Below are 12,072 nucleotides of genomic sequence, written 5' to 3' on the forward strand. Positions count from 1 at the left end.
CCTCCAGCTATTGCCGAACGTCAGCTTTCCCCACGGTCGAACGGCAGGATTCGCATCCTCTTGCCGGTCGCCCCGAAGAAGGCGTTGGCCAAGGCCGGGCCGATCGGCGGCACGCCCGGCTCGCCGACGCCCTTCGGGTCTTCCGCCGATTTGACGATATGAACCTCGATTCGGGGCATTTCGTTCAGGCGCAACACTTCATAGCCGTCGAAATTCCCCTCGACGACCTTGCCGCCGTCGAGCGTGATCCGCGATTTCAGGATCGCGCCGAGGCCATAGCCGATGCCGCCTTCCATCTGCGCGCGCACCATGTCCGGATTGACCGCGACGCCGCAATCGACCGCGCAGACCACGCGCTCGACTTTCGGCGCGCCCGACTTGTCGACCGAAATCTCGACCGCTTGCGCGACATAGGTTCCGAAGGATTCCGCGACAGCCACGCCCCGGAACTTGCCGTGCGCGGGCGGCGCGCTCCAGTCCGCCTTCTCGGCGGCGAGCTTGAGCACGGCGGCGTGGCGTGGCTTGTCGGCGAGCATGTCGAGCCGGAAAGCGACTGGGTCCTTGCCGGCGGCCTGCGCCAGTTCGTCGATGAAGGCTTCGAGCGCATAGGCGGTGTGGGTCGAGCCGACCGAGCGCCACCACAGCACCGGCACATTCATGTCGGTGGTCGTCACATCCAGGCGGAAGTTCGGAATCGCATAGGGCTGATTGGCCATGCCTTCAACCGAGGTGCCGTCAACGCCATTCTTGACCATCATCGCCTCGAAAGGCGAGCCCTTGACGATGGATTGCCCGATCAGCGTGTCGCGCAGGGCGATGATCTTGCCGTCGGCGTCGAGACCCGCGGTCAGCTTGTGCACATAGGCCGGGCGGTAGCGGCCGCCGCGCATGTCGTCCTCGCGGGTCCATTGCACCTTGACCGGCGCCTTCCAGCCGAGCGCCTTGGCGGTCGCCACCGCCTCGACGATGATATCGGCGTCGGGACAGGCCCGCCGGCCAAAGCCGCCGCCCGTCTTCATCACATGCAGCTTCACCTTTTCAGGCGCGACGCCGGCGACTTGCGCGGCGACCGCCTGATAGAGGTCGGGCATCTGGTGGCCGCCCCAGACTTCGAGCGTGCCATCCGCATTCATCCGAGCGACGGCGTTGAGCGGCTCCAGCGCGGCATGGGCGAGATAGGGAAATTCATAACGGGCCTCGACCACTTTCGCGGCCTTGGCGAAGGCGCCGAGAGCGTCGCCCTTGTCGACGGCGATATTTTCGCCGCCCTTATCGGCCAATGCGCGATAGGCGGCGAACATCTCGGAAGTACCGCGCTTTTCGGCGGCGGAGTCATCCCATTCGACCTTGACCGCGTCGCGCGCCTGCATCGCCTCCCACATGCCCTTGGCGACCACTGCGACGCCGCGCGGAGTCGCCACGACATCGACCACCCCCTTCATCGTCTTGGCCTTGGCAGCGTCAAAGCTCTTCAGTTTGGCGCCGAACAGCGGCGGGTGGATCATCACCGCCGTCAGCATGTCGGGCAGGTTGATATCGATGGTGAATTGCTGCCGCCCGGTGGATTTCGGCGCGGAATCAAGACGCGGCAGCTTCTCCGCGCCGATATATTTCCAGTCCTTGGGATCTTTGAGCGCGACATTGGCCGGCGCGGCTTCCTGCGCGGCGAGCGCAGCCATCTCGCCATAGGTCGCTCGGGCGCCCGAGCTTTTTGCGCGCAGCACGCCGTTTTCGGCGACGATGTCTTGCGCCGGGACGCCCCATTTACGCGCCGCCGCCGCGATCAGCATGGCACGCGCCGCGGCGCCCGCGACGCGATAGCGCCGCCACGAGGACGCTGTTCCGGTCGAGCCGCCGGTGAGCTGGAACTTGCCGCCCATCGCCAAATTGCCATAGAGCGCAGGGTCCCCGGAGGCGCCGGCGACCTCGATCTTCGACCAGTCGGCGTCGAGTTCCTCCTGCGCCAGGGTCGCGACGCCCTGATAGATGCCCTGGCCCATGTCCATATGGGCCGAATAGATCGTCACCTTGTTGTCAGGGTCGATCTTGATATAGCCGGCGAAGGGATTGGGCGTCTCGCTTGCCGCGCCCGGCGCGGCGGAGGCGGAAAAGCCGACCACCAGGCTGGCGCCGACGGCCGTGGAGCCGATAATGAAATGCCGGCGCGAAACAGGCGCCTCGCGGAGGAAACGAGTGGCGGAGAGATTCAACATCGGTCACGCTCCCAACAGGCGAGAAGCTTCATGGATCGCGGCGCGTATGCGCTGATAGGTGGCGCAACGGCAGAGATTTCCGCTCATCGCGTCGTCGATCTCCGCGTCGCTCGGCTTCTTGTTGCTGGTCAGCAGCCCGATCGCGGCCATGACCTGACCCGATTGGCAATAGCCGCATTGCGGCACGTCGAGTTTGATCCAACTCGCCTGCACGGCCTCGGCGACCGCGCCATTGACGCTCTCGATGGTGACGACGGACTTGCCTGCGACGTCGCCGATACGGGTCTGGCAGGAGCGGGTCGGTTCGCCCTCCAGATGCACGGTGCAGGCGCCGCACAGGGCCTGGCCGCAGCCAAATTTGGTTCCGACGAGGCCGAGATCGTCCCGCAAAACCCAAAGCAGAGGCTTGTCGGGGTCGGCGTCGATTTCCTGCGGTCGGCCGTTGAGCGTGAAACGGATCATGCTGCGCCCTCATTTTTCGCGCCGCCCAAATTCGGCGCGCTCGTACAGATATAGGGGCAAGACCGGCACGGCGCCGACGCGGTTCCGCCAGCGGCCATTTTCAAAAATGCAAAGGGGCGGAACTAGCGGGCGCAAGCTCACCAAAGTTCAGGCCGCCGAAGCCTCGTCATCGCCCTCGAGCAGCCGCAGGCTACGGCGCAGGCTCTGGGGCGGCTGGCCGAAAAAACGAAGGAAGGCGCGGCGCATCCGGTCGCGGTCGGCGAATCCGGTCTCGCGGGCAACCACATCCATCGGGTGTCGGCCTTCTTCCAGCATCGCCTTCGCCGCCTCAAGCCGCAGCCGTTCCACGGCCTTGGCCGGCGACTGCCCGGTTTCCTCGCGGAACACGCGGCTGAACTGGCGGGGGCTGAGGCTCGCCGCCTCCGCGAGATCCTCCACCGAGAGCGGATCGCGCAGATGTTCCTTGGCGTAGGCGAGCGCGCGACGCACGCGGTCCGAGCGCGGCTCCAACTCCAGCAAAGCGGAAAATTGCGACTGGCCGCCGGGACGGCGATGATAGACCACCAGCTTGCGGGCGACGCCGCGCGCCAACGCCGCGCCGTGGTCGTCTTCGATCAGGGCCAGCGTCAAGTCGATGGCCGCGCTCATGCCCGCCGAGGTCCAGACATTGCCGTCGGCGATGAAAATGCGGTCGTCGTCGACCTTGATGAGTGGAAAACGCTCCTGAAGCGCGCGGGCGTGGGCCCAATGCGTGGTGGCGCTGCGTCCGTTCAGCAGGCCAGCCTCGGCAAGGGCGAAGGCGCCGGTGCAGACGCCCGCGACGCGGCGCGATCGCTTTCCGGCTTTGGCGATATAGTCGCGCAGCGCAGGCGAGAGGGGGCGAGGCGTCAATTCGCCCAACACCATCAGCGTGTCGGGCGGATCGCCGAGCGGACTTGTTTCGATCCCGATCCCGAGCGAGGACCGCACGGTCCCGCCCTTTTCGGACATGACATTCAGCCGATAGGCCTCGCGACCGAGATCCACATTGGCGAATTCGAAGGCCGACAGCGCGGCCATGCCCATGACCTGAAAGCCGTCCTCCAGAATGAACCCGATCTGTCGCATGTCCGGCTCCGATACGGCTATGTCCTGTTTTGCTGTTTATATGTCATTTGAGACATTCGCGTCCAGCGCTAGCTTTCGGGCGTCGCCACCGATCACCCCTTCAGCCAGGGCAGGACCAAACAATGACCACTTTCAACGGAACCGTACTCATCACCGGCGCTTCCTCCGGCATCGGCGCGCTTTATGCCGATCGCTTCGCCAGGCGCGGCCACGACCTCATTCTGGTGGCGCGCAATCGCGAGCGCCTTGACGCCGTCGCGGCCAGACTGTCCGCCGCACATGGCGTCAAGGTCCGCGCGGTCGCGGCCGATCTCACCAACCGCGCCGATCTTGCCGAAGTCGAGGCCATTCTGAAGTCAGACGAGAGCATCACCCATCTCGTCAACAACGCCGGCTTCGGCAGCGCCGCGCCGCTTGCCTCCGCCTCGGTGGATGAAATGGAAAAAATGGTGGCGATCAATGTGATCGCGCCAATGCGCCTCGCTTTTGCCGCCGTCCCGAGTTTTTCCGCGCGCGGGAAAGGCGTGATCATCAATATCGCCTCCATCGTCGCCATCGGCCCGGAAATCCTGAACGGCGTCTATGGCGGCACGAAGTCCTTCGTCCTGGCCTTCAGCCAGTCGCTGCGCAAGGAGTTGAATGGCTCCGGCGTGCATGTGCAAGTCGTGCTGCCCGGCGCGACCGGAACGGAGTTCTGGGATATCGCCGGCCTTCCCGCGAGCCATCTCCCCAAGGAATGGGTGATGTCGGCGGACGATCTGGTCGATGCCGCACTCGCCGGTCTGGACAAGGGCGAATTTGCGACCATCCCCTCCTTGATGGACGGGTCCGAATGGGAAGCCTGGGAGGCCGCGCGCCAGACCATGCTGCCGCATCTGTCCAGCGCCGTTCCGGCCGCGCGCTATCGTGCCTGAAATGCGGGGTGGGGACGATGCGGAAAGGCCGCCTGGTCTCGAGCCGCAAGGCGGTCGCCGATTCCGTCACCGCCGAGGACAACGGACGGCGCAAGCCGGTCCGCGCCCTCGGCCGGGCGGGGAGCGCTGGCCACTTCTCGCCGCACGAGGTTGGTTGTATGGTTCGTCCGGCAAATCCCCCTGTCAGACGGGGATCCGGCGGGCGCCTGTAACAAGATCATAAGGCCGGAACCGACCGATGCCGAGGCAGGCCCTCCGTCGAGAAAAAGGCGCGACTCGCAAGACAAAGGCCGCCGCGCGACGGCGGCGCTTTTCGCCGTTGCTTGCGTCATACGCCTAATGTGTTTCGACGTTGCGCTGTGCGATTATTGCGTTGAAGGGGAGGAGCAAACAATGAAAACAACGCGAATATTCGGCGTCCTGGCGACGGCGGGGGCGATGACTTTCGGACTTGCGGCCACGCCTTCGGGCGCGCGGGCGGATGACAAACAGCCCAACATCGTCGTCATCCTGGGCGACGACATCGGCATGTGGAACATCGGCGCCTATCATCGCGGCCTGATGGCGGGCCGGACGCCCAATCTCGACAAAATCGCCAAGGAAGGCATGTTGTTTACGGATTATTACGCCGAGGCGAGCTGTACGGCGGGCCGGGCGAATTTTATTACCGGCGAATTGCCGATCCGCACCGGCATGACCACTGTCGGCCAGGCGGGCGCCAAGATCGGCATTCCCGCCGAGGCGGTGACCACGGCCACGGTGCTGAAATCGATGGGCTACGCCACCGGCCAATTCGGCAAGAACCATCTGGGCGACAGGAACGAGTTCCTTCCGACCGTGCATGGCTTCGATGAGTTCTTCGGATATCTCTATCACCTCGACGCGATGGAAGACCCCGCGCACCCGAACTATCCTCAAAACCTGCTTGACGTCGTCGGCCCGCGCAACATGATCCACAGCTGGGCTACAGACGTCGACGATCCGACAGAACAGCCGCGCTGGGGCAAGATCGGCAAGCAGAAGATCGAGGACGCCGGCACGCTTTATCCCAAGCGCATGGAAACGGTGGACGACGAGATCCGCGACCTCGCCATCGACTTCATGGACAGGGCGAAAAAGGCCAACAAGCCGTTCTTCGTCTGGCTCAACCCGACGCGCATGCATATCGTGACGCATCTTTCGCCGAAATATGAAGCGATGCGCAACTCGGACAATGGCTGGTCGGAAGAAGAAGCCGGCATGGCGCAGCTCGACGACGATGTCGGACTGGTCATGAAGAAGCTCAAGGACATGGGCGTGGACGACAACACCATCGTCCTCTTCACCACCGACAACGGCACCGAAGTCTTCACCTGGCCGGACGGCGGCCAGACGCCCTTCGCGCAGTCGAAGGGCACCGTGCTCGAAGGCGGTTTCCGCGTGCCTGCGATTCTGCGCTGGCCCGGCCATGTCCCGGCGGATTCCGTGCAGAACGGCATCTTCTCGGGCCTCGACTGGCTGCCGACCTTTACGGCCATCGCCGGCAATCCGAACATCACCGACGAATTGCTGAAGGGCAAGACGATCGGCGACCGCACCTACAAGAACCATCTGGACGGCTATAACCAGCTTGCCGCCATCACCGGCAAGGGGCCGTCCAATCGTCACGAAATCTTCTATCTTGGCGAAAGCACTGTCGGCGCAATCCGCATCGACGATTATAAATATCGCTTCATCGACCAACCGGATGGCTGGCTGGGCCAAAAAACCCACCCGGACGTTCCCTATATCACCAACCTGCGCCTCGATCCGTTCGAGCGCACCGGCTGGCCGAACAACGGAACGAAGGAAGGTGGCCAGCAATATTTCGACTGGTTCAAGTTCCAGTTCTGGCGCTTCGTGTTCGTCCAGCAGCTGGTGGGCAAGGAACTGCAAACCTTCATCGAGTTCCCGCCGATGCAGCGCGGCGCGAGCTTCAATCTCGACGCCGTCAAGGCGGAAATGGCGAAAAGGATGGACCAGGCCGCTGCCGCAGCGAAGGGGCCGGGCCAATAAGGGGCCTTCAAACGCTATTTTCGGCGGGCGGCTCGCGAGAGCCGCCCGTTTCTATGAAGCAGAAGGCTTGGCCGGGCGGCGTCTTTTCGGGGCGCCGCCCTTGCCGTTGCGTCCGCGCATCGCCTATCCTGCGGCTCTGTTGCCGATGGAAGCGCTTAGGCTGGAAGTTGCATCCCATCTGCGGTCGAAACTGCTGCAGGTCGTTAGCGTTCCGCCCGCTTTTGCACTAAGACCATGATTTGGGCCTTGCTGCTCGTGTAGAGGCGGATCGCGGTCCTTCAGCGATCTACAGGGATGTTTCCATTCGTTGCTGGATGCAAAAGATGGCTGAAGACACAACGCGTGACGCCGGGTCCGGGCGGATGAAGGCGGAAAACGCCTTGTCCGATCATTTTTCAGCAAGACCAATAATCCAGAAATAGATTTATGCGAACTGGATTTGGATGAACAGCTTCTGCATTGCGGAAGCCTTGGCGAGACGCTCAAGAATATTCAGTGGGAAGATGCGATGTCCACGGTTGAAAAGGCAAATGGCGATACTCAGGGGCAGCAGCTGGAGAAGGTTCAGGCGGAGGAGGCGTTGCCGGCCGCCCGCCTGCCTCGATCCCTTTCCGATCTGCCCGGCCCGACGGACGTTGAGCTTGCCGCGGAACCTGCGCCGGCCGCGCCGGCGGCTGACGTCGCGCCGGTTGCTCTGGCCGCGCCCGCTGCCGACATCACTTTGGCCACGCCAGTCCCCGCGACCGCTCCGGCTCCTGCCGCGCCTCCGGTCGCCTCGGCCGCCCGAGGCGCTCCTGTCGCTTCGCCCCTTGTGACCGTTTCGAACGATCCGGCGCCGCCTGCCGCTCGGGCCGCGTCGGGGATTTGGGGATGCTTCGATGGCGTCGCCAAAGGGGCCGCCAGGGGATGGGCGATCGACCGGAATGAGCCGGACCAGAAATTGACGATCGAAATCTGGGCCGACGAGACCTTCATCACCGGGGGCGAGGCGTCCAGGTTCAGAGGCGATATTTTCAAATCGGGCGTTGGAGACGGCTATCACGCCTTCGAAATCGATCTGCCGCGCCTCCCGGCAGGGACACATGTCTTGCGCGCCAAAGTGGCCGGTTATGGCCACACGCTTGAGAATGTTTTCAAACATGTGGTTTCCGAAACGGTCGTTCGCGGCGGTATCGACCGCATCGAGGGACTTACGCTCGAGGGTTGGGTCACCTCGTCGTCGAGCGATGAAATTACGCTCCAGATACTAGTCGATAGCGCAAGCGTCGCCTTTGTGTCCGTTCCGAACCCGGTTCCCGGCCAGCGCAGTCAGGTCAAGGCCTCTCTCCCCGTTTCCCTGGCCGATGGACGCGTTCACTGGTTCCAGATGAAGGCGAGCGAAGTCGGACAACTTGTCGCGGAAACGGTCGCCGTCATGGCGGTCGTGGCGATTCCGGAAGAGGCTCTGCAACGCTACGCCAAGGACTTTCCCGGCTTCCTCTCGTCCTGCGCGGCGGACCGGGTCGCGTCCTTCGAGGGCCAGCTTGAAGTTCTTGCGGGCATGCTCGACGAGCGGTCGAAAGCTCCCGTTGCCGAATATTTCAACCAGCTCAATATCGCCTATAAGCAGGTCAAGCGCGGCATTGCGGAGCGATCGGGGCTGCCCGAAAAGCTTCATTTTCCGGTCCATAAAAGCCCGCTCGTCAGCATTGTCGTGCCTGCTCACAACAAGTTTTGGGTGACCTATAATTGTCTTGCGGCGCTTTTGCTGGCCCCGAACAAGAGCGCCTTCGAAGTGATCGTCGTCGACGACGGCTCCAGCGATTTGACAAAGAAGCTTGAGGATTTCGCCTCTGGCGTCACGGTTCTGCGCAATGAAACGGCCCTGGGCTTCGTCAAGAGCTCGAATCGCGGGGCCCAGTCGGCGCGCGGCGAGTTCGTCGTCATGCTCAACAATGATACCGAGCCCTGCGCCGGCTGGATCGATGAACTCGTCCATGTGTTCCGGGCGTTCGACAGCGTCGGGCTCGCGGGGGCGAAGCTGGTCTATCCTGACGGCAGGCTTCAGGAAGCTGGCGGCATCGTCTTTCCGAATTTCGACGTCTGGAACTATGGCCGCAACGGCAACCAGTTCGACACCCGTTACAATTACACGCGGCAGGTCGATTATATCTCCGGCGCCTGCATCATGCTGCGTCGGGACATCTGGAACGAACTTGGCGGGTTCGACGAGCATTTCGCGCCGGCCTATTACGAAGACAATGATCTCGCGTTCCGGGTCAGGGCCAAGGGCCTCAAGACCTATTACACGCCCTTTTCCAAGGTCGTGCATTTCGAAGGCATGTCGAGCGGCACGTCCGTCGCCGCCGGCGCGAAGCGCTACCAAGTCGTCAACCAGCCGAAATTCAGGGCGCGCTGGGCTTCGACGATCCGGAATCTGCCCTTGACGCTCGATCCGGATCTCGCAAAGGACCGGGGAGTTGTCCTGCGTGCGCTTGTGATCGATCATGAAATGCCACAGCCGGACAAGGACGCCGGGAGCTATGCCGCACGGCAGGAGATGCGGCTGCTTCAGGCGCTTGGCTTCAAGGTGACATTCCTTCCGAACAACCTCGCCTATATGGGCAATTACACGGAGGCCTTGCAGCGTGACGGCGTCGAATGCCTTTATGCGCCGTTCAGTGCTTCAATTCAGCAAGTGATCGAACAGCGAGGCCGCGAGTTCGACATCATCTATATCACCCGCTATTCGATCGCGAATCAGTGTGTCGATCTCATCCGCAAAATGGCGCCGCAAGCCAAGATCATCTTCAACAATGCAGATTTGCATTTCCTCAGGGAAATTCGCGCGGCGATTGCGGCGAAAAGCCAGGAGCGCCTGCGAAACGCGCTCGATACGCGCGAAATCGAACTGTCGGTGATGCGTGGCGTTGACGTCACCTTGTCTTACACCGACGTCGAGGCGGCGGTTATCCTGTCCCACAATCTCGACTCGACCAAGGTCGCGCGATGCCCATGGGTCGTCGATGTCGACGAATCCATACCTCCGTTCGCGTCGCGAGTCGGCCTTGCCTTCCTCGGCAATTTCGGCCATCCGCCAAATGCGGAAGCGGTTCGCTATTTCATCAGCGACATCATGCCGGAATTGCGGCGGGAGGTTCCCGGCCTCGTGCTGAAGATCTATGGGTCGAACATGTCAGCCGAACTCCGGGAACTCGAAGCCGAAGACGTCCTGTTTGAAGGCTATGTCGCGGAGGTCGCGGAGGTCTATCACACGTGCCGCATTTTCGTCGCGCCGTTGCTGTCTGGCGCCGGCATCAAGGGAAAAGTCATCGGCGCCCTGGCGTCTGGAACGCCGACGATGATGTCCCCGATCGCAGGCGAGGGGATCGGGGTCAGCAATGGTCTGGAGGCCTTGATCGCTCATACGGTCGCTGAATGGGTCGAGGGCGTCAAGGCGATCTACACGGACGAGGCGCGTTGGACAGAAATGTCCGAGGCTTCCCGCCGGTTCGCGAGAAAGAACTTTTCCTTCGAGAACGGTCTCGGAAAGATGAGGGAGGCGCTGGCGCTGGCTGGCGTGTATGTGGATTAGCTGGGCTCTTTTCGGCCCGGCGCCCGCGTCGCAAACCAAAGCAACCCGATCGCGCCGTGTGGCGGCGATTTCGGCGGCCAAAAGGCGTCGCCGGTCGCCGCCAGCGAATGACGGCGATGGCGTGGCGCAAAGCTTGTAACCATTCACGGCAGCCGGTAGTTTAACGCCACTTGCTCCCAGCCGTTTGTCCTGCCCACAAAATCGACAAAAGTGTCATCGCGACAAAGCAACGATTTCGTGTTGTGACAGACTTTGTCGTTGTATTTTTTCCGGCGAGACAATGAGTTCAACCTGTCTAATCATCCAGACTTTCGTTAAAAATGATACATTTCTGGCGCTCTGGCAATCATTGTTGAAGTGCGATGATATACATGATGTCCATCTCATTATTTGGCACGATAGCCACATAAACTCGCGAAAAGAAGCGGAATACGAAAAAAAAGCTGAGCTTGTCCGCAAATCAGTCGAGGGCGCGATCGCATCGGACGGCCATTTGTTCGCCAGCGCCCAATTGATATCAAACCCAACTAATTTAGGGACCTGTCCCACCTGCAGGACCGCCATCGATTACGCGGCAGCGCGGTTTGATCATGTCATCTTCACGGAGGACGATACGCTCTTCGCGCGCGACGCCATCAGATGGTTCAGAGCAGCTTTCGCACTTGAGGCGTTCAACGATCCGGACGTTTGGGCGATAGCCGGAGAATCGGTATTTTTTGACGCGCAGGAAAAAAATCTGCCCGACGGCTATGTTGAACTCGCCCGCAATTATGCGGTCGAAAAAAGGTTGGGGCGCGCTTTTATCAAGCTGAACTTCGTGCCATCGACCTGTTTCGCGACCAATGCGACGAAATGGAAAGAATTCGGGGCGACGCGCGGGCAACGCGAAGGCGCCAATGACGTTTGCAAGAGATGCGCCGCCGAGAACAAATTCTGCCTCTTTCCCATCGTGCCCCGCGTCACAGACACAGGGATGCTGCATCCGGACGGCTATAGCGTGCTGTTGCATTCACGGGAGCGCGTGCAGGAGATCAAGTCGACCTATTTGACGTCGGACGACCTGCCGTCAGATGAAATCAAAGGCGTTCTCGTTCCTTTTACAGGCAGCGACGGGGAAATCTGGCGACGGACAGCGCTCCTCGAAGGATTCGGGGTATTGCCCCCATGGCGTCCGGAATAACTTCGGGCTTCGCGATGTGTGCAGGCGTGCGCTGACCGAGGAAATCGCGGACGATTTCAATCGTGCGCCCCCGAATCGTCGCGCCTGCCGTCAAGCGCCTTCAAACGCTCCAACATGCGCAATCCGACGGCGCGATCGCCCATCTTCATGACGATGTCGTGGCGGGCGCGTCGTGTCATGTCGCGCAGGTCGGCCGGGTTGTCCAGCGCCCATCTCGCGAGCGAGGCCGCATGTTCGACATCGGGCTCGGCCCAAACCTGGCCCTCGCTTTCCGGATAGTCTCCCGCCGCAACCGGGATCAGCTTGTAATCGACCAGCAGCGCGTTCGACTTGTCCATGAAATCGACATTGCCGGACCATCCCGTCGCCAGGGCGGCGCGCCCGAGCCGCATGGCCTCGCCCGGCCCACGCCCGAATCCCTCGGCGCGGTGGAGGGAGACAAGGCAAGATCGTGTCCCAAATGGTGGTGTAGCTGACGGTGGGCGCCGTCGTTTTCCTGGCTGAGCCGGGATGGGTCAGGCGGCCGGGACGGGCAGGCTGACGAGCGGATCATCGCTCAAGGGCGCCATTGTCTCAAGCGTCATGTAG

General features: G+C 62.1%; 8 protein-coding genes. 4 read left to right on the top strand and 4 right to left on the bottom strand.

Translation table 11 applies throughout. The features are described from left to right. Nucleotides 1-20: 20 nt before the first annotated feature. From QZ409_RS15925 to QZ409_RS15935, 3 genes are all read right to left on the bottom strand, one after another. Complete coding sequence (locus tag QZ409_RS15925; RefSeq protein ID WP_296713250.1) at nt 21-2,213, bottom strand: xanthine dehydrogenase family protein molybdopterin-binding subunit; 2,193 nt, start codon at nt 2,211-2,213, stop codon at nt 21-23. A gap of 3 nt (nt 2,214-2,216) precedes the next feature. Further along, nucleotides 2,217-2,675: a (2Fe-2S)-binding protein gene (locus QZ409_RS15930; RefSeq protein WP_296713251.1), complete on the bottom strand. Its 459-nt coding sequence runs from the start codon at nt 2,673-2,675 to the stop codon at nt 2,217-2,219. Between the two features lie 147 nt (nt 2,676-2,822). Further along, nucleotides 2,823-3,782 (bottom strand): GlxA family transcriptional regulator, encoded by a 960-nt coding sequence (locus QZ409_RS15935; RefSeq protein WP_296713253.1) that lies wholly within the window; start codon nt 3,780-3,782, stop codon nt 2,823-2,825. Nucleotides 3,783-3,904: 122 nt separating this feature from the next. Here QZ409_RS15935 and QZ409_RS15940 point away from each other — a divergent pair, with 122 nt between their 5' ends. The 4 genes from QZ409_RS15940 to QZ409_RS15955 all read left to right on the top strand — a co-directional run bounded on the left by QZ409_RS15940 (nt 3,905) and on the right by QZ409_RS15955 (nt 11,484). Then, on the top strand, nt 3,905-4,696 hold the full coding sequence (locus QZ409_RS15940; protein WP_296713255.1) for an SDR family oxidoreductase: 792 nt from the start codon (nt 3,905-3,907) through the stop codon (nt 4,694-4,696). A 438-nt stretch (nt 4,697-5,134) separates the two neighbouring features. Next, nucleotides 5,135-6,730, top strand: coding sequence for an arylsulfatase (locus tag QZ409_RS15945; protein ID WP_296713264.1), 1,596 nt, complete (start codon nt 5,135-5,137; stop codon nt 6,728-6,730). Between the two features lie 439 nt (nt 6,731-7,169). After that, complete coding sequence (locus QZ409_RS15950; protein WP_296713258.1) at nt 7,170-10,304, top strand: glycosyltransferase; 3,135 nt, start codon at nt 7,170-7,172, stop codon at nt 10,302-10,304. A gap of 280 nt (nt 10,305-10,584) precedes the next feature. Continuing rightward, the gene (locus tag QZ409_RS15955; RefSeq protein ID WP_296713260.1) at nt 10,585-11,484 is read left to right on the top strand and encodes a hypothetical protein; all 900 of its coding nucleotides are present in this window, start codon (nt 10,585-10,587) and stop codon (nt 11,482-11,484) included. A gap of 56 nt (nt 11,485-11,540) precedes the next feature. Here QZ409_RS15955 and QZ409_RS15960 read toward each other — a convergent pair whose 3' ends face one another. Further along, nucleotides 11,541-11,876: a hypothetical protein gene (locus QZ409_RS15960; RefSeq protein ID WP_296713262.1), complete on the bottom strand. Its 336-nt coding sequence runs from the start codon at nt 11,874-11,876 to the stop codon at nt 11,541-11,543. Nucleotides 11,877-12,072: the final 196 nt, after the last annotated feature.

Origin of the sequence: Rhodoblastus sp., assembly GCF_019449565.1 — a bacterium.
GTDB lineage: Bacteria > Pseudomonadota > Alphaproteobacteria > Rhizobiales > Beijerinckiaceae > Rhodoblastus.